Here is a 16831-nt window from a genome sequence, read left to right as displayed (position 1 = left end):
CCGAGGGGGCCGCCCAGGCGCTGCCCCCGCGGGCCGCCCCGGGCCGGGGGGGGGGGGCTGTCCCGACACGATGTGCACATCGTGGTCACCGCCGCCCAATGCGCCCGCGGCCACACTGAGCGCTCCTACTTACTGGAGCCGCTCCATGGCACACGCACTCAACGGCAAGCACATCGCGATCCTCGCCACCGATGGCTTCGAACAGTCCGAGCTGCAGGAACCCAAGCGCCTGCTGGAATCCTGGGGCGCCTCGGTCAAGGTGATCGCCCCCGGTGACGCCCGCACGATCCGCGGCTGGAAAGACAAGGACTGGGGCGAGGACGTCACGGTCGATGCACCGCTGAAAGGCGCGAAGGCCGGCGATTACGACGCACTGGTACTGCCCGGCGGCGTGATCAATCCCGACAAACTGCGCATCGACACCGACGCGGTCGCGCTGATCAAGGCCTTCGGCGCGGCGGGCAAGCCGGTCGCCGCGATCTGCCACGGGCCGTGGCTGCTGGTCGAGTCCGGCTTGGCCAAGGGCCGCAAGGTCACCTCGTGGCCGTCGCTGAAAACCGATCTGGGCAATGCCGGTGCCGAGTGGACCGATGCCGAAGTGGTGGTGGATGGTGGCCTGATCACCAGCCGCAAGCCGGGGGATATTCCCGCCTTCGCCGATGCGGTGGCCAAGGCATTGGCCGGTTGATCGTGTGGGCACCGACCCAGGGTCGGTGCCCACAATCGCGTTACTTGCTCAGCAACCCGGCCGGCACCAGCGCGCCGAGATCCTGGTTGAAGGTGACCACCAGCTTGCCGTTCTCCACTTGGGCCGACTGCACCTGCAGCGTGCCGAGCACCGCGGCCACGCTCGGGTCGATCTTGTAGATCGGTTCGCGCTGGGCGTAATCGGTGAGCCAGGCATTGAGCAGGCCGCGCGTACGTGAATCCAGCTTGCCGCCGTTGTTGGCCGGGGTGAAATCATCGACCGTAGGCTCCTGCAGGTGGAAGCCCTGTGTCTGCGCGTCGTAGCGCAGGCCGCTGCTCAGCTTCACTTTGCCCAGCGGCGCCGGGTTGCCGCCGGCGGTCGCCATGGCGACATCGAAGCCCAGGTCCAGCCGGCTGCCCTGCGGAAGGGTCAGCTGCGGATGGCTCATCGTCATTGCGATCAGGCCCCCCAGCGCGTTCTGCGTGCGCGGGAAGCTGCCGTCGAGGTACTGCTGCACATCGGTAGCGCCGACGGACAGCTGGCGGCCGGATACGCTGGGCGCGGCCTGCGCGCCGATGGCGGCGGCCAGCAGCACGGTGCAGGCGGCGAGGCGGGACAACAGCGGGCGAACGTTCATGGCGGCAGGCCGGGGGGAATGAGATGCCAACAATAGCGCGCGCGGCTGAATCCAGCTTTGACGTGCGCGGTCAGGATGCGATGGCGCGCCCTGCGATGCAGTCAGTTCAGCACCGGCTGGATCGAGGCGCCGTGGATTTCCCACCCGCTCCCATCCGCGCGGGGTTGCAGCCGATACCAGCCCTCGAAACGCAGTGTGCGTGTGTCGGTGCTGACCCGGATCTGGACCGGCACTTCGCGCAGCCGGGAGGGCTGGGCGGTGTCGCGTGCGATGGGCGCGCCGGTCTTGATGCGCAGCCCGCGGAAGTCGGGCAGTGCGCGAAGGGCGGCATCGTCCGGGTGGCCGCCCGGGCCGCCGCCGGTCCACTGCGCATCGGCGGTGGCGACGTCGCCCTGCGCCAATGCACTCAGATAGCGATGCACCAGCGAAGGCTCATCCAGTGCGTCCGCGGCCACTGCGCTGAGCGCGGTCGGTGCCGCGGCGGTGGGTGGGGGCGTCGGTGCACTGTGCCGAGGCGGCACGTCATCGGCGTCCGCTGCGCCTTCGGGCACCGCAGGTGACTCGGTCATGGGCGGCTGCTGCTGGCAGGAGCAGCCGTGCAGGAACAGCAGCGGAAGCAACAGGACGGCGCGGCGCATGCAGGACTCTCCCCGGAGAGCGCCGAGTGTAGCGCCACGCCCGGCGCTTGGCTCAGGGCGCGCCCTGGATCGACTCCAACGCGGCGAGCACCTCGTCCAGCTGCGGTTGCAGCACGGTGAGCGGATGGCCGGGTTCCTCGGCGTGGCGCTGGGCGAGGTCGCGCAGCAGCTGGGTGGCCACGATGGCCGCGGCACGTTCGTCACCGCTGAGCCCGGTGTTGCGCCGCGCGATTTCCAGCAGGCGCATCCAATCCTGCTGCGCACGGTGCTCCAGCTCGATGGTGCAGCGCCCGCTGCACTGAAGGCCGTCCTTTTCGATCGGGGTGACGGTGATGCGGTAACGCTGGGAAGAAGAGCTGGCCATGGCTGCCTGCGCGGTGGGGGACAAGGCCACCATAGGGCGCGAGGCGTACCGCGACGACAGGCGCGGTCGCACGCAGTGTTCCACCCTGTGCGTTCCGGTCGGTTCTGCTATGCCGAGGATCACGGCAGGGCAGGCATCTGCGCAGGAAGCAGGCGGCGCGAACGTCTTTGGAAACGCTGTGTTTCGCTAGGCACGCCGAGCCCGCAGCGACCGGCACGCCCTCGGCAACTGTCCCCAGGCCGCCGCCTGGAGATGACCAAAAAAAACGGGACGGCTTATGCCGTCCCGTTTAGGTGCTGCAGGAAGCGCGCAGATTAGAGCGCGGCGTCCTTGAGCTTCTTGAGCGGACGCACCTTCAGCTTGGTCGACGCCGGCTTGGCGGCAAACCACTGCTCTTCCTTGGTGAACGGGTTGATGCCCTTGCGCTTCGGCTTGGCCGGCACGCTGACGGTGGAGATCTTCAGCAGGCCCGGCAGGGTGAAGCTGCCCGCGCCCTTCTTGTGCACCGAAGCGGCGACGGCGCCTTCCAGCGAGGCGAGCACGGCGCGCACGTCCTTGGCGACAACGCCGGACGCTTCAACGATGTGTGCAACCAGACCAGACTTGCTCAGCACTTCCTTGATCGGCTTGGGAGCGGCCGGCTTCGCGGCTGCCTTCGTAGCGACTTTCTTTACTGCCTTCTTCGGGGCAGCCTTCTTAGCGGTCTTTGCCATGGTTTCCTGTTCCGTGAACGGTTGGTTGTTTGGTCGCGCCGAACCCCGTCGGCAAGCGAAATGTAGGGCAACTATGGGGCGCCGCCAATAGGCAGACGCATAAAAATTCGTGATTTCCACGCCCTTCGTTACCGCAGTGCATCAGGTCATAGCCAAAAAACAGGGTCCGCCCTCGCGGCGGGTGCCATCGGTCATGGACCGTCGCACCCCGACTGTCGCACGAAAACCACTTGAAAACAGCATCGATCTTGAGGGCCGATTCAGCTGGGAGCGCCACCTGCCATGCCGCTGACGGCAGCCAGACATGGCACTAACGCGGCACGGTCTAGGCTGGTCTGGTCATTCACGCCGCAGGAGATCTCACGATGGGTATTTCACGCCACGCCACCGCGCATTGGGAAGGTGACCTCAAGACAGGCAAGGGACAATTGAGCACGCCCCAGAGCGGCTTGATGGACAAAACACGCTATGCCTTCAGCAGCCGCTTCGGCGATGAGAAGGGCACCAACCCGGAAGAGCTGATCGCCGCTGCACATGCCGGCTGCTTCACGATGGCGCTGTCGGCCAAGCTCACCGAGGCCGGTTTCGTGCCCACCTCGCTGGATACCGAAGCCAAGGTGGACCTCTCGATGGAAGGTGGCCCGCAGCTGTCGCAGATCACGTTGAAGGTGAAGGCCGTGGTGCCGAACATCGAGGCCACCCAGTTCCGTGCCATCGCCGATGACGCCAAGCAGAACTGCCCGGTCTCCAAGGCGCTCAGTGCGGTACCGATCAGCCTTGAGGCCGAGCTGGCCGGCTGATCCGCGCCAGCGATTGGTGCACAGCAGATTGTGATGGGAAAGCGGCGGCCGCATAGTCGCCGCTTTCCTGTTGTGGGGTATCTGCATGCGTCCGACCGCTCTTGCCACCCTGATGGCCTGCCTGCTGGCCGGCACCGCGCAGGCCGATGTGCGCCTGCTGACCGCCGCGACCATCCATACCGGGGATCCCGACGCGCCCGCCGCCACTGCGCTGGCGTGGGATACCGACACCGGGCGCGTGCTCGCCGTTGGTGATCGGCAGGCACTGTTGACGCTGTATCCACTGGCAGCGCTGACCGACGTCGGCGAGGCCACCGTGATCCCGGGGCTGATCGATGCGCATGCACACCTGATGTTCCTGGGCGGCACGCTGATGCAGGCCGATCTCACCGGTGCGACCAGTACCCAGGACATCGTGGCGCGCCTGCAGCGCTTTGCGGCCGACAACCCCGAGGGCTGGCTGCTGGGCAGCGGCTGGGACCAGAACCGGTGGCCGGACAAGCAGTTCCCGACCGTGGCCGATCTCGACACGGCGTTCCCGGACCGACCGGTCTGGTTGGGTCGCATCGATGGTCACGCGGGCTGGGGCAACAGCGCGGCATTGCGCGCGGTCGCACGGCAGCCCGGCCAACGCGCGTTGAAGGGCAGCTGGCAGCCGGCCGGTGGTCGCATCGTGCGCGATGCGAAGGGGCAGCCGAGCGGGGTGTTCGTCGATGAAGCGATGACCCTGGTGCAGGCGGCGATCCCAACGCCCAGCGACGCAGCCCGCGAGCAGATGCTGACCCGCGCACTGGATAAAGCGGTCAGCCAAGGCCTGACCGGTGTGCACGACATGGGCGTATCGCGCGCCGATCTGGCCCTGATGCGCCGCTTCGCCGATGCCGGCACGCTGCCGCTGCGTATCGATGCGTATGCCGATGGCAATGGCGATGCGCTGGCTGATCTGTGTGCACAGGGCGCGTACCAGCATCCCGGTGGCCGCCTTGAAATGCGCGGGGTCAAGCTGTTCATGGATGGCGCGCTGGGCAGCCGCGGCGCCGCGCTGCTGGCCGACTACAGCGACGACCCGCACAACCGCGGCTTGCTGGTAACCTCGCCGGCCGAGTTTGAAACGGCGGTGCGCAAAGCCGATACCTGTCATGTCCAGGTCGCCACCCATGCGATCGGCGATCGAGGCAACCGGATCGCGCTGGACACCTACGCCAGGGTGCTGGGCGAGCGTCGCAGCAGCGATCATCGCTGGCGGATCGAGCATGCGCAGGTGGTGGCGCTGGAGGACATTCCGCGCTTTGCCCAGCTCGGCGTGATCGCCTCGATGCAACCTACCCACGCCACCTCGGACATGGGCTGGGCGCAGGATCGGGTCGGTCCCGAGCGCATCCTCGGGGCCTATGCGTGGCGGCGGATGCTGGGCTCCGGTGCCCGGCTCGCGCTGGGTTCGGACTTCCCGGTGGAACAGGTGGATCCGCGCCTGGGCCTGTATGCCGCGGTCACCCGCCAGGACCGTGCGGGCCAACCGCCGGGCGGCTGGCAGCCCGATCAGCGCCTGACCGCGGCCGAAGCGCTGCGCGGGTTCACCGCCGATGCCGCGTGGGCAGGCCATGACGAGGCCCAGGTCGGCCGGTTGCAGCCCGGCCTGCACGCGGATTTCGTCGTGCTTGATCGCGATCCGCTCAGCATCGCCCCGGCCGACCTGGCCGACCTGCAGGTGCGTTCGACCTGGGTCGATGGCGCACCGGTGTACGACACGGCGCGTTGACGCGCCGCCGCCGGGATCACCAGTCCAGCGTGCCGCGGATGACGGTCTGCACCTGGCCGCCGGACCAGACATCGCCATGGTCATCGATGCGCAGGGTCAGGCGCGCATCGTGGCCCACTTCACGGCCCTGGCTGACGACGTAGCCGTGCGCGGTGCCGGGCAGCGCATCGCGGCTGTCCAGCCACGCGGCCAGCACCGCATTGGCCGCACCGGAGGCCGCATCTTCAAAGCGACGGCCATTGCCGACGAACGCACGCACCGCCAGATCCCACGCCTGGCCATGGCTGCGTGCATAGGCGAATACCCCCATGCTGTCGGTGGCCTCGGCCAAGGTGGCCACGGCATCCCAATCCGGGGTGAGGGCGCGCAGGGCGGCCTCGTCAGCGAGTTCCACCACCCACCAGCTGCGGCCACCGGCCATGCGCGCCGGCGGCAGATTGCCCAGCGGCCAGCCCGCCAGCGCGGCCTGCAGGCGCGGGTCGGCGGCAGTGGTCACTTCGGCCACCGCGGCGCGCGGGGTACGGATCGCGATGGTGCGGGCGTCACCGCTGCCATCCACCCGCAGCGGCAGGGCACCGGCGATGCCGTCCTGGACCAGCACGCCCTCGACCGGTGCGGCCACGCCCAGCTCGAGCACGGCATGCGCGGTGCCCACGCTGGGGTGGCCGGCGAACGGAACTTCCTTCTGCGGGCTGAACATCCGGATGCCGTAGCTCGCGCCCGGGGCGGCGGGTGGGAACACGAAGGTGGTCTCCGGCAGGCGGGTCCAGCGGGCGATGGCCTGCATCGCCGTCTCGTCCAGGCCCTGTGCATCGAGCACGACGGCCAGCGGGTTGCCGGCGCCGGGGTAGGGCGAGAACACATCCAGCTGCAGGAAACGACGGGAGGTCATGGCGGGGCGCTCAACGAAAAACGGGCGGGCAGCTTACCAACCGGGGCCGCATTGCGGGCCCGGCCCCTGCAACGGGCAGGCTTGGCATAGAATCGGGGGTTCGGCCCGGCGTGCCGGGCGATCCCCCTCACTACCCAAACCTCCACCTCCATGTCAGCTTCCCCCCTTGTCGATCGCTGGATCGTACTGAAGTTCGGCGGCACCTCCGTGTCGCGTCGTCACCGCTGGGACACCATCGGCAAACTGGCGAAAAAACGGGCGGAAGAAACGGGCTCGCGCGTGCTGGTGGTGGTATCGGCGCTGTCCGGGGTGACCAACGAACTCACCGCGATCGCCGATGGCGCCGCCGACAGCCGCGACCGTGTCGCCGCGCTGGTCGCTCGCCACCGCGAATTCCTGACCGAGCTGGCGCTGGACGCCACCGCCCTAGACGTGCGTCTGGACGCGCTGGCCGGGCTGCTGGACGATCCGCGTGCCGCCGCTCGGCCGCTGGAGTGGCAGGCCGAGGTGCTGGGCCAGGGCGAACTGCTGTCCTCGACCGTCGGTGCGGCCTATCTGCGCGCCAGTGGCCTGGATTTCGGCTGGATGGATGCACGCGAGTGGCTCGATGCACTGCCGCCGCAACCCAGCCAGAGCGAGTGGTCGCAGCGCCTGTCGGTGAACTGCCAGTGGCGTGCCGAGGCCGATTGGGCCGCGCGTTTCCGCGCCCAGCCGACCCGCATGCTGATCACCCAGGGCTTCATCTCCCGCCATGCCGATGGGGGCACCGCCATCCTCGGTCGCGGCGGTTCGGATACCTCGGCGGCGTACTTCGGTGCGCTGCTCGGCGCCAGCCGCGTGGAGATCTGGACCGATGTGCCGGGCATGTTCAGCGCCAACCCGAAGGACGTGCCCGACGCGCGCCTGCTGACCCGCCTGGACTATTACGAAGCGCAGGAAATCGCGACGACCGGCGCCAAGGTGCTGCACCCGCGTTCGATCAAGCCGTGCCGCGATGCCGGCGTGCCGATGGCGATCCTGGATACCGAGCGCCCCGAGCTGCCGGGCACCAGCATCGATGGCAATGCCGCGGCGGTGCCGGGTGTGAAGGCGATCAGCCGCCGCAACGGCATCGTGCTGGTCTCGATGGAAGGCATCGGCATGTGGCAGCAGGTCGGCTTCCTGGCCGACGTGTTCGGGCTGTTCAAGAAGCACGGCCTCTCCGTGGACCTGATCGGTTCGGCCGAAACCAACGTGACCGTCTCGCTGGACCCGTCCGAAAACCTGGTCAGCACCGATGTGCTGGCCGCGCTGTCGGCCGACCTCTCGCAGATCTGCAAGGTCAAGATCATCGTGCCGTGCGCGGCGATCACGCTGGTCGGCCGCGGCATGCGCTCGATGCTGCACAAGCTCTCGGACGTGTGGGCCACCTTCGGCCGCGAACGCGTGCACATGATTTCGCAGTCGTCCAATGACTTGAACCTGACCTTTGTCATCGACGAGGCGGACGCGGACGGCCTGCTGCCGATCCTGCACGCCGAACTGATCGACAGCGGCGCGATGCCGGTGGAAGAGGGCGAAGTGTTCGGCCCGCGCTGGCGCGAAATCGCCGGCACCATCCGCCCGCGCGAAACCGCCTGGTGGCGGGGCCAGCGCGAGCACCTGCTGACGCTCGCCCAGGCCGGGACGCCGCGCTACGTCTACAACCTGCCGACGGTGCGGGCGCGTGCGCGCGCGCTGAACGCGATCAAGGCGATCGACCAGCGCTATTACGCGATCAAGGCCAACTCGCACCCGGCTATCCTGGAAGTGCTGGAGCAGGAAGGCTTCGGCCTGGAGTGCGTGTCGCACGGCGAGCTCAAGCATGTGTTCAACACCCTGCCGACGCTGTCGCCCAAGCGCGTGCTGTTCACCCCCAGCTTCGCGCCGCATGCCGAGTACGATGCCGCGTTCGCGCTGGGTGTCACCGTCACGCTGGACAACGTGGAAGCCCTGCAGCGCTGGCCGGAACTGTTCAGCAACCGCGAGCTCTGGCTGCGCGTGGATCTGGGCCGTGGCGAAGGCCACCATGCCAAGGTCCGCACCGGCGGCAAGGACTCCAAGTTCGGCCTGCCGATCGCCCGCGTGGATGAGTTCGTCCGCATCGCCGGCGAGCTGGGCACCCGCGTGGTCGGCCTGCATGCGCACCTGGGCAGCGGCGTGGAAACCGCGCAGCACTGGCGCCTGATGTGCGATGAACTGGCCGGGTTTGCCCGCCGCATCGGCAGCATCGAGACCATCGATATCGGCGGTGGCCTGCCGATCCCGTACAGCGCCGACGACGAGCCGTTCGATCTGGAGGCCTGGGCGATCGGCCTGGCCGAAGTGAAGGCCGTGCACCCGGCGTTCCGCCTGGCGATCGAACCGGGCCGCTACCTGGTGGCCGAGTCCGGCGTGCTGCTGACGCGGGCCACCCAGGTGGTGGAAAAGGACGGCATCCGCCGCGTCGGTCTGGATGCGGGCATGAACACGCTGATGCGCCCGGCGCTGTACGACGCCTGGCATGACATCGAGAACCTCAGCCGCCTGAGTGGCTACTCCGAAGCGATGTTCGATGTGGTCGGCCCGATCTGCGAATCCAGCGATGTGTTCGGCAAGCGCCGCCGCCTGCCGGCCTCGACCGCGCCGGACGATGTGATGCTGATCGCCGACGCCGGCGCGTATGGCTACGTCATGGCCAACACTTACAACCAGCGCGAGCTGCCGCGTGAGGACGTCATCGATGATGGCCCGTGATCGCTGCCTGCCGCCTTTCAAACCGGATACACCATGACTGCTTTTGATAAACACCAGGTTGCCGTTTTCCGCTTCGTCCGCTGCGAGTTCGTCGCGGACACCGGCGTGGCGCAGCTGGTCTACGCCTTCGATGACGGCCCGGAGCTGATCGAGACGGTGACCATCCCGGGCGCGCCGTTCCTGCTCGAGGATGACCGCACCGAGGCGGTGCAGCGCGCCCTGCGCCTGCTGCACCTGATGGCCGGGGTGAGCTACTACAAAGCCGGCGTGCCCGAGCAGGTGCGCATCGACAGCTACACCATTGACGCGGCCACCGCGGCACTGGTCGAGACGGTGTACCTCAACGGCCTGGGCGAATTCGCCTACCGCAATGGCCTGAACCTGCGTGGCCGCTTCCGCCTGCCGGTCGAGGGCGAAGCCTTCGCCGCACCGGCGCTGGGCCTGCGCGAACACGCGCTGGTCGCCATCGGCGGCGGCAAGGATTCGCTGGTCAGCATCGAAGCGCTGCGCAGCCTGGGTATCGCCGAAACGGTCACCTGGATTGGCGGTTCGCAGCTGATCCGTGCCTGCGCCGAGCGCACCGGCCTGCCGATCCTCAACATCGGCCGCACGCTGGCCCCGGAGCTGTTCGAGCTCAACCGCCAAGGCGCCTGGAATGGCCATATCCCGGTCACCGCGGTGAACTCGGCGATCCTGGTGCTGGCCGCGCTGCTGCAGGGCGTGGACCAGGTGGTGTTCTCCAACGAACGCTCGGCCAGCTATGGCAGCCAGATTCCGGGCACCGGCGAGGTCAACCACCAGTGGTCCAAGGGCTGGGCGTTCGAACAGGCTTTCGGTGAGCACCTGGAACGCCACGTCGCGGCGGACCTGCATTACTACTCGCTGCTGCGCCCGCTCTCGGAGCTGGCGGTGGCGCGTCAGTTTGCCAAGAGCGATGTCTACGACGCGCATTTCTCCAGCTGCAACCGCAACTTCCACATCCTGGGCGAGCGCCCGGTGAACCGCTGGTGCGGCGTCTGCCCGAAGTGCCACTTCGTGTTCCTGGCGCTGGCCCCGTTCATGCCCAAGATGCGGCTGGTCGGCATCTTCGGCCGCAACCTGCTCGACGATATCGAGCAGGCCCCGGGCTTCGATGCGCTGCTGGAGTTCCAGGACCACAAGCCGTTCGAGTGCGTGGGCGAAGGCCGCGAATCGCGCGCTGCGATGGCGACCCTGGCCGCGCGCCCGGAATGGAATGAAGACGCGCTGGTGAAGCGCTTCGTCCACGAGATCCGCCCGCAGCTGGATGCCACGGAACTGCAGATCGAACCGCTGCTGGCGCTGGAAGGCGAACACCGCATTCCTCCGGCGATCTGGGAGCGTCTGCGTGCGAATTTCGCAGCTTGAAGGCAAGCGCGTTGCGTTGTGGGGCTGGGGACGTGAGGGGCGCGCGGCGTTCCGCGTCCTGCAGCAGCGGCTGCCGTCGCTGCCGCTGACCCTGTTCTGCCCCGAGGCCGAGGCCGCCGGTGCGCGTGAGGAAACCCAGGGTGCGCTGACGGTTCGTTCGGATGTCACCGGCGTGGCGCTGGCCGCCTTCGAGGCGGTGATCAAGTCGCCGGGCATCAGCCCATATGGGGAAGCTGCGTTGCACGCCACCACGCAGGGCACGCAGTTCATTGGCGGCACCTCGCTTTGGTTCGCCGAGCACGCCGCTGCCGACGGCATCGTGCACGACACCGTGTGCGTGACCGGCACCAAGGGCAAGAGCACCACCACCGCGCTGCTGGCGCATCTGCTGCGCGCCTCGGGTGCGCGCACCGGGCTGATCGGCAACATCGGCCTGCCGCTGCTGGAAGTGCTGGCCCCGCAGCCGGTGCCGCAGTACTGGGCAGTGGAACTGTCCAGCTACCAGACCGGCGAGGTCGCGCGCAGTGGCACGCACCCGCAGGTCGCCATCGTGCTGAACCTGTTCCCCGAGCACCTGGATTGGCACGGCAGCGAAGCACGCTACATCGACGACAAGCTGCAGCTGGTGACCGGGGCCGCGCCGCGGACCGCGGTGCTCAACGCGGCCGACCCGCACCTGGCGGGGTTGTCGTTGCCGGAGAGCGAGGTCATCTGGTTCAACCAGCCGTTGGGCTGGCACATGCGCGGCGATGTCGTGCATCGCGGCGAGCAGGCCGTGTTCGACACCTCACACACGCCGCTGCCCGGCCGACACAACCGCGGCAACCTGTGCGCGGTGCTGGCGGCGATCGAGGCGCTGGGCCTGGACGCGGTGGCACTGGCCCCGGCGGTGCAGGACTTCCGCCCGCTCCCCAACCGCCTGCAGACCATCGGTACGCGTGAGGGGATCACCTTCGTCAACGATTCGATCAGCACCACGCCGCACGCAAGTCTGGCGGCGCTGGAGTGCTTCGCCGGTCGCCGCATCGCGCTGCTGGTGGGCGGGCATGATCGTGGCCTGGACTGGCACGACTTCGTCGCGCACATGGCGCACGACGTGCCTCCGGTGGAGATCGTCACGATGGGCGCCAACGGCCCGCGCATCCACGCGCTGCTGCAGCCGTTGGCCGATGCAGGCCGTTTCGGTCTGCATGCCGCCGCCGATCTGCCCGAGGCCATGCGGCTGGCGCAGGTCGCGCTTGGCGGGCAGGGCGGGGTGGTGCTGTTGTCGCCGGGTGCGCCGAGCTACGGCGTGTACCGCGACTACGTCGCCCGTGGCCGCCATTTCGCCGAACTGGCCGGCTTTGATCCGGACCAGATCACCGCGATTCCGGGCATCGGGATCGCCTGATCTGCTCTACCCCGGGGCGACGCGGGATACGTCATCCACCCTGGTTACGCCGGTGATGCAGGCATCAGGCTTCTTCTTCATCGATGAACGCGTAGTTCCCGTCGATGAGCTGCTGCAGATAGACATCGAAGCTCGGCGCGATCACCCGGTAGCTGTCCGGGTCGTGCAGGTAGCGCACCACCTGGCCGGCCGTGCCGCCCGGTGCGGGATCGAAATCCAGATACAGCACCGAGGTGCCACCGTTGTTCATGCAGTGCGAGAAGCACAGGCGCTTGCCCATCGGCAGATCCGCGTCAATGCCCTCGCCAAGAATCTCGGGGTCTTCCTCCAGCCACTCCTCGTAGATCGAGCGGATGCTGTCATCCCACTGCGCGCTGTCCTCGAATACCTGCGCTACCGAGCGCAGGAAGTAGGGGTAGTGCCCCTCCTCGACATCCGAGCCCAGCATCAGCACCACCGCCTCGCCACCCGGGTAGGTGCGGAAATGCGTGCCATCGACCCGCCCCAGCAGCGCCACCAGGCTCTCGGGCACCTGCGGCCAGCGCTCGCGCAGGCGCGCCAGATCGGCCGTGCTGGCGCCCTCGACCCAGGCCCACATCCGCGCATCATCTTCGGGCAGGCGCGGCACCAGGCCGGAAAGGAAGCGGTCGACAAGGCTCATGAGGGGTTCCATGCACAGGGGCCGGCCAGCCTGCCATAACAGGGACGGAGGTAGTTAATTCAGATGAGGTCGGGCGCGGCCGGCCTGTCAGATCACGGGGTCGCACGTCGCGCCGGCGCGTCTACACGGTCCCGTCAGCCGACCGTCATACACTCGGGGCTCTTTCTGTCGGGAGCAGGCGCATGAACACGCAATGGCGGTGGGGTGCAGCGGTACTGTTGGGCATGACGGCGCTGCCCGCGCTGGCGGCGATGCAGGCCAAGCCGGTGGAGTGGACCCAGGATGGCACCACCTTCAGCGGGGTGCTGGTCTATGACGACAGTGACAACGACAAACGCCCGGGCCTGGTGATGGTGCCCAACTGGAAGGGCGTCAACGAGTCGGCCATCGCCAAGGCCAAGCAGCTGGCCGGCGATGACTACGTGGTGCTGGTGGCCGATGTGTACGGCAAGGGCGTGCGCCCGAAGACCGATGCCGAGGCGGGTCCGGTGGCGACCAAGCTGCGCAATGACCGCCCCGTGCTGCGGGCGCGTGCGCTCAAGGCGATCGAGGTGCTGAAGGCGCAGGCCGGCAAAGCACCGCTGGATGCGAGCCGGATCGGCGCGGTCGGGTTCTGCTTCGGCGGCACCACGGTGCTGGAGATGGCACGCGCCGGTGCGCCGCTGGCCGGTGTGGTCAGCCTGCACGGCGGGCTGGGCTCGCCGCTGCCGGCCAAGGCCGGTGGCACCCATCCCTCCGTGCTGGTACTCAATGGCGCCGACGACAAGAGCGTGAGCAAGGACGACATCGCCAGCTTCGAGCAGGAAATGAATGCTGCGAAGGTGGACTGGGAGTTCACCAACTACAGCGGCGCGGTGCACTGCTTTGCCGAGTCGGATGCGAACAGTCCGCCGGGGTGCCAGTACAACGAACGCGCGGCCAAGCGCGCGTGGAAGGCGCTGGACGAGTTCTTCGAGGAGCGGTTCGAGACGACACGCCGGTAGGTGCCGACCGTTGGTCGGCACGCCTCCGGTCAATGCGAGCGCTGCACCGCGTAACGGGCCAGCCCGCGAAGAGCGGCCACGGCATCGTTGTCGGCCAGGCCGTCGAGCGCACGCTCGGCGGCATCGGCGTATTCCTCGGCACGGGCGCGGCTGTAGTCCAGCCCGCCGGTAGCGTGGATGGCCGCCAGCACCTCGGGCATCGCCTCGGCGTCACCGTTCTGCACGATCTCGCGCAGGCGCTCGCGGGTGGTGGCATCGGAATGCGCCATCGCGTGGATCAGCGGCAGGGTGGCCTTGCCCTCGGCAAGGTCGTCGCCCAGGTTCTTGCCCAGCTCCTCGGCATTGGCCGAGTAGTCCAGCACGTCGTCGGCGATCTGGAAGGCGTAGCCCAACGCCATGCCGTAGTCGTACAGCGCCTGCTGGGTGGCTTCGTCCACGCCGCTGGCCAGCGCGCCCAGGCGGGTGCCGGCGGCGAACAGCACCGCGGTCTTGCGCTCGATCACGCGCAGATAGGCCGCTTCGTCCGTATCCGGGTTGTGGACATGCAGCAGCTGCAGCACCTCACCCTCGGCGATCCGGTTGGTGGTATCGGCGAGGATCCGCATGACCGGCATGCGGTCCAGTTCGACCATCAGCTGGAAGCTGCGCGAGTACAGGAAATCCCCGACCAGGACGCTTGGGGCATTGCCCCACAGCGCATTGGCGGTGCTGCGGCCGCGGCGCAGGCTGGATTCGTCCACCACGTCGTCATGCAGCAGGGTCGAGGTGTGGATGAACTCGATGATTGCCGCCAGCTGATGGTGTTCCGGGCCGGCCTGGCCGACCGCGTGGCCGGCCAGCATCACCAGCATCGGGCGCAGGCGCTTGCCGCCGGCCGAGATGATGTGGTCGGCGATCTGGTTGATCAGCACGACATCCGAGGACAGTCGGCGACGAATCAGCGCATCGACGGCGTCCATGTCGGGCGCGGCGAGCGTCTGGATCTGGGGCAGGCCCAGCGCGGGGCGGGTGTCTTCGGTGATGGTCATGCGGTCTGACTTTCAGGCTTGGGCGGAATTATAGGCGGTGCGGTCGTATTCCGCCCGCGAAGACGCGCCGGTGGTCCGGTCAAGGCGCGGGGCAGGGCGCCGGATCGTGCCGACCTTGGCCGCCGGCGCCCGGGGCCCTGCTGGGCGAAGCGCCGCCTGACCGGGCGCCCGGAACGCCCCGCGCACCGCGATCCGGCGTGAATACGTATGCAGGCAACCCCACCGCTGGAGGCGCCCCGCTAAGCTTGTCGGGTTCGTTTCTGGCCCCCTCGCGGGTGCCGTGGAAGCCCGAAGGGGGGCCCCAATGTCGCAGTCTCCATGGTGGCGCGGTGCCGTCATCTATCAGATCTACCCGCGCAGTTTCCTGGACGCCAACGGCGATGGCGTGGGCGACCTGCCCGGCATCATCGAGCGCCTGGACTATGTCGCCGCGCTGGGCGTCGACGCGATCTGGGTGTCGCCGTTCTTCAAATCGCCGATGGCCGACTTCGGCTATGACATCGCCGACCACCACGACGTCGATCCGTTGTTCGGCACGCTGGCCGATTTCGACCAGCTGCTGGCCAAGGCGCATGAGCTGGGTTTGAAGGTGATGATCGACCAGGTGTTCAGCCATACCTCGATCGACCACGCCTGGTTCCAGGAGAGCCGGCAGGACCGCACCAATCCCAAGGCGGACTGGTACGTGTGGGCCGACCCGCGCGAAGACGGCACCCCGCCCAACAACTGGATGTCGATCTTCGGGGGCGTGGCCTGGCAGTGGGAGCCGCGGCGCGAGCAGTATTTCCTGCACAACTTCCTGGCCGACCAGCCCGACCTGAACTTCCACAACCCGGCGGTGCAGCAGGCCACGTTGGATTACGTGCGGTTCTGGCTCGACCGTGGCGTGGATGGCTTCCGCCTGGATTCGATCAACTTCTGCTTCCACGATGCACAGCTGCGTGACAATCCAGCCAAGCCGCTGGAAAAGCGCCTCGGCCGTGGCTTCAGCGCGGACAATCCGTACGCCTACCAGTACCACTACTACAACAACACGCAGCCCGAGAACATCGGCTTCATCGAGCAGCTGCGCGTGCTGTTGGACGCGTACCCGGGATCGGTCAGCCTGGGGGAAATTTCCGCGGAAGATTCGCTGGCGACTACGGCCGAATACACCGCGCCGGGCCGCCTGCACATGGGCTACAGCTTCGAACTGCTGGTGAAGGATTTCAGCGCCGGTTACATCCGCGACACCGTGTCGCGGCTGGAAGCGACGATGACCGAAGGCTGGCCGTGCTGGGCGATCTCCAACCACGATGTGGAGCGCGCGGTGACGCGCTGGGGCGGTCATCCGGCACAGCCGCGCCTTGCGCGCATGCTGGTGGCGATGCTGTGCTCGCTGCGCGGTTCGATCTGCCTGTACCAGGGCGAGGAGCTGGGACTGGGCGAGGCGGACGTGCCGTTCGAGGCGCTGCAGGATCCTTACGGCATTACGTTCTGGCCGAACTTCAAGGGCCGCGACGGTTGCCGTACGCCGATGCCGTGGCTGGATGCGCCGAAGGCGGGCTTCACGACGGGTGAGCCGTGGCTGCCGATTCCGGCGGAGCATCAGGCTGCGTCGGTGGCGACGCAGGAACAGGATCCGCACTCGGTGTTGAGCGCGTTCCGTCAGTTCCTGGCGTGGCGGCGGACGATGCCGACGCTGTTGGTGGGCGACATCCGTTTTCTTGCGTGCGCCGAGCCGGTGTTGATGTTCGAGCGTGTGCACGGGGAGGAGACGTTGCTGTTGGCGTTCAATCTTTCGGCGGATTCGGTGCGGGCTGCGTTGCCGGTGGGTGAGTGGCAGGCGGTACATGTGCCGGGTCCGGACGTGGGCGAGGTTGTTGGTAATGAGCTGGTGTTGCCGGCGCAGTCGATGTATTGCGCGCGACGCGGCTGATCGGTGTTCCGGTGGTATTGAGAGGGCGGGGCCAGGTGCCTCGCCCTTTTTTTGTCTTGCGTTCGTGCGTTGGGGTACAGCCACAGCCACAGCCACAGCACTCGGGGCTGTAAACGTGCTGGTTTGGGCGGGCAGGGGTGGGTCAGCGGGACCCGCTGCAAGTACGTCCATGTAAGCTCGTATGCCGCCATCCATGGCGGCATACGGTCCCGCCCACCCC

At 67.9% G+C, this 16831-nt stretch carries 15 protein-coding genes; 8 read left to right on the top strand and 7 right to left on the bottom strand.

Translation table 11 applies throughout. The features are described from left to right. Positions 1-145 precede the first annotated feature (145 nt). On the top strand, positions 146-688 hold the full coding sequence (locus QMX81_RS16960; RefSeq protein WP_121043220.1) for a type 1 glutamine amidotransferase domain-containing protein: 543 nt from the start codon (positions 146-148) through the stop codon (positions 686-688). 40 nt (positions 689-728) lie between these two features. On the opposite strand, the gene QMX81_RS16955 is transcribed toward QMX81_RS16960, so the two are convergent. The 4 genes from QMX81_RS16955 to QMX81_RS16940 form a co-directional block, all read right to left on the bottom strand. Further along, the gene (locus QMX81_RS16955; protein WP_088432783.1) at positions 729-1325 is read right to left on the bottom strand and encodes a DUF1439 domain-containing protein; all 597 of its coding nucleotides are present in this window, start codon (positions 1323-1325) and stop codon (positions 729-731) included. Between the two features lie 101 nt (positions 1326-1426). Further along, on the bottom strand, positions 1427-1963 hold the full coding sequence (locus QMX81_RS16950) for a hypothetical protein (RefSeq protein WP_282263227.1): 537 nt from the start codon (positions 1961-1963) through the stop codon (positions 1427-1429). A 52-nt stretch (positions 1964-2015) separates the two neighbouring features. Continuing rightward, positions 2016-2327, bottom strand: coding sequence for a DUF3861 family protein (locus QMX81_RS16945; protein ID WP_226956677.1), 312 nt, complete (start codon positions 2325-2327; stop codon positions 2016-2018). A 314-nt stretch (positions 2328-2641) separates the two neighbouring features. Continuing rightward, on the bottom strand, positions 2642-3040 hold the full coding sequence (locus tag QMX81_RS16940) for an HU family DNA-binding protein (RefSeq protein ID WP_019185677.1): 399 nt from the start codon (positions 3038-3040) through the stop codon (positions 2642-2644). 365 nt (positions 3041-3405) lie between these two features. Here QMX81_RS16940 and QMX81_RS16935 point away from each other — a divergent pair, with 365 nt between their 5' ends. Together QMX81_RS16935 and QMX81_RS16930 are read left to right on the top strand one after the other, a co-directional pair. Further along, positions 3406-3840, top strand: coding sequence for an OsmC family protein (locus QMX81_RS16935; protein ID WP_123728599.1), 435 nt, complete (start codon positions 3406-3408; stop codon positions 3838-3840). A gap of 85 nt (positions 3841-3925) precedes the next feature. Beyond that, positions 3926-5599 carry an amidohydrolase gene (locus tag QMX81_RS16930; protein WP_282263220.1) on the top strand — a complete coding sequence of 558 codons (1674 nt, stop codon included), beginning with the start codon at positions 3926-3928 and terminating at the stop codon, positions 5597-5599. A gap of 16 nt (positions 5600-5615) precedes the next feature. On the opposite strand, the gene QMX81_RS16925 is transcribed toward QMX81_RS16930, so the two are convergent. Beyond that, positions 5616-6491, bottom strand: coding sequence for a PhzF family phenazine biosynthesis protein (locus tag QMX81_RS16925; protein WP_282263218.1), 876 nt, complete (start codon positions 6489-6491; stop codon positions 5616-5618). 150 nt (positions 6492-6641) lie between these two features. On the opposite strand from QMX81_RS16925, the gene QMX81_RS16920 reads away from it, so the two are divergent. The 3 genes from QMX81_RS16920 to murD are packed head-to-tail and all read left to right on the top strand — an operon-like array spanning position 6642 to position 12021. Next, positions 6642-9245 (top strand): bifunctional aspartate kinase/diaminopimelate decarboxylase, encoded by a 2604-nt coding sequence (locus QMX81_RS16920; protein WP_282263216.1) that lies wholly within the window; start codon positions 6642-6644, stop codon positions 9243-9245. 33 nt (positions 9246-9278) lie between these two features. Continuing rightward, entirely contained in the window at positions 9279-10631 is a 1353-nt protein-coding gene (gene murL / locus QMX81_RS16915; RefSeq protein WP_282263214.1) for a UDP-N-acetyl-alpha-D-muramoyl-L-alanyl-L-glutamate epimerase, read from the top strand. Then, a complete protein-coding gene (murD, locus tag QMX81_RS16910) occupies positions 10612-12021 on the top strand; it encodes a UDP-N-acetylmuramoyl-L-alanine--D-glutamate ligase (RefSeq protein ID WP_282263212.1) in 1410 nt (469 codons plus the stop codon). The genes murL and murD overlap by 20 nt, the downstream gene beginning before the upstream one ends. Positions 12022-12085: 64 nt before the next feature. Here murD and QMX81_RS16905 read toward each other — a convergent pair whose 3' ends face one another. Then, positions 12086-12682: an SMI1/KNR4 family protein gene (locus QMX81_RS16905; RefSeq protein WP_282263207.1), complete on the bottom strand. Its 597-nt coding sequence runs from the start codon at positions 12680-12682 to the stop codon at positions 12086-12088. A gap of 182 nt (positions 12683-12864) precedes the next feature. Between QMX81_RS16905 and QMX81_RS16900 the strand changes: the two genes are divergently transcribed. Next, the gene (locus QMX81_RS16900; protein ID WP_282263205.1) at positions 12865-13665 is read left to right on the top strand and encodes a dienelactone hydrolase family protein; all 801 of its coding nucleotides are present in this window, start codon (positions 12865-12867) and stop codon (positions 13663-13665) included. A 29-nt stretch (positions 13666-13694) separates the two neighbouring features. Here the strand turns inward: QMX81_RS16900 and QMX81_RS16895 are convergent, their stop codons facing one another. Next, on the bottom strand, positions 13695-14693 hold the full coding sequence (locus tag QMX81_RS16895; RefSeq protein ID WP_121043242.1) for a polyprenyl synthetase family protein: 999 nt from the start codon (positions 14691-14693) through the stop codon (positions 13695-13697). Between the two features lie 304 nt (positions 14694-14997). On the opposite strand from QMX81_RS16895, the gene QMX81_RS16890 reads away from it, so the two are divergent. After that, positions 14998-16611 (top strand): alpha-glucosidase, encoded by a 1614-nt coding sequence (locus QMX81_RS16890; RefSeq protein ID WP_282263202.1) that lies wholly within the window; start codon positions 14998-15000, stop codon positions 16609-16611. Positions 16612-16831: the final 220 nt, after the last annotated feature.

The sequence above is a fragment of the Stenotrophomonas sp. PS02301 genome (assembly GCF_029959485.1).
GTDB lineage: Bacteria > Pseudomonadota > Gammaproteobacteria > Xanthomonadales > Xanthomonadaceae > Stenotrophomonas > Stenotrophomonas maltophilia_Z.
This window is presented reverse-complemented; position numbering and strand designations above follow the sequence as displayed.

What these genes read in the sequence shown, in the direction of transcription:
- QMX81_RS16960 (WP_121043220.1), top strand. Translation starts at nt 146, where the DNA reads ATGGCACACGCACTCAACGGCAAGCACATCGCGATCCTCGCCACCGAT.
- QMX81_RS16955 (WP_088432783.1), bottom strand. Translation starts at nt 1,325, where the DNA reads ATGAACGTTCGCCCGCTGTTGTCCCGCCTCGCCGCCTGCACCGTGCTG.
- QMX81_RS16950 (WP_282263227.1), bottom strand. Translation starts at nt 1,963, where the DNA reads ATGCGCCGCGCCGTCCTGTTGCTTCCGCTGCTGTTCCTGCACGGCTGC.
- QMX81_RS16945 (WP_226956677.1), bottom strand. Translation starts at nt 2,327, where the DNA reads ATGGCCAGCTCTTCTTCCCAGCGTTACCGCATCACCGTCACCCCGATC.
- QMX81_RS16940 (WP_019185677.1), bottom strand. Translation starts at nt 3,040, where the DNA reads ATGGCAAAGACCGCTAAGAAGGCTGCCCCGAAGAAGGCAGTAAAGAAA.
- QMX81_RS16935 (WP_123728599.1), top strand. Translation starts at nt 3,406, where the DNA reads ATGGGTATTTCACGCCACGCCACCGCGCATTGGGAAGGTGACCTCAAG.
- QMX81_RS16930 (WP_282263220.1), top strand. Translation starts at nt 3,926, where the DNA reads ATGCGTCCGACCGCTCTTGCCACCCTGATGGCCTGCCTGCTGGCCGGC.
- QMX81_RS16925 (WP_282263218.1), bottom strand. Translation starts at nt 6,491, where the DNA reads ATGACCTCCCGTCGTTTCCTGCAGCTGGATGTGTTCTCGCCCTACCCC.
- QMX81_RS16920 (WP_282263216.1), top strand. Translation starts at nt 6,642, where the DNA reads ATGTCAGCTTCCCCCCTTGTCGATCGCTGGATCGTACTGAAGTTCGGC.
- murL (WP_282263214.1), top strand. Translation starts at nt 9,279, where the DNA reads ATGACTGCTTTTGATAAACACCAGGTTGCCGTTTTCCGCTTCGTCCGC.
- QMX81_RS16905 (WP_282263207.1), bottom strand. Translation starts at nt 12,682, where the DNA reads ATGAGCCTTGTCGACCGCTTCCTTTCCGGCCTGGTGCCGCGCCTGCCC.
- QMX81_RS16900 (WP_282263205.1), top strand. Translation starts at nt 12,865, where the DNA reads ATGAACACGCAATGGCGGTGGGGTGCAGCGGTACTGTTGGGCATGACG.
- QMX81_RS16895 (WP_121043242.1), bottom strand. Translation starts at nt 14,693, where the DNA reads ATGACCATCACCGAAGACACCCGCCCCGCGCTGGGCCTGCCCCAGATC.
- QMX81_RS16890 (WP_282263202.1), top strand. Translation starts at nt 14,998, where the DNA reads ATGTCGCAGTCTCCATGGTGGCGCGGTGCCGTCATCTATCAGATCTAC.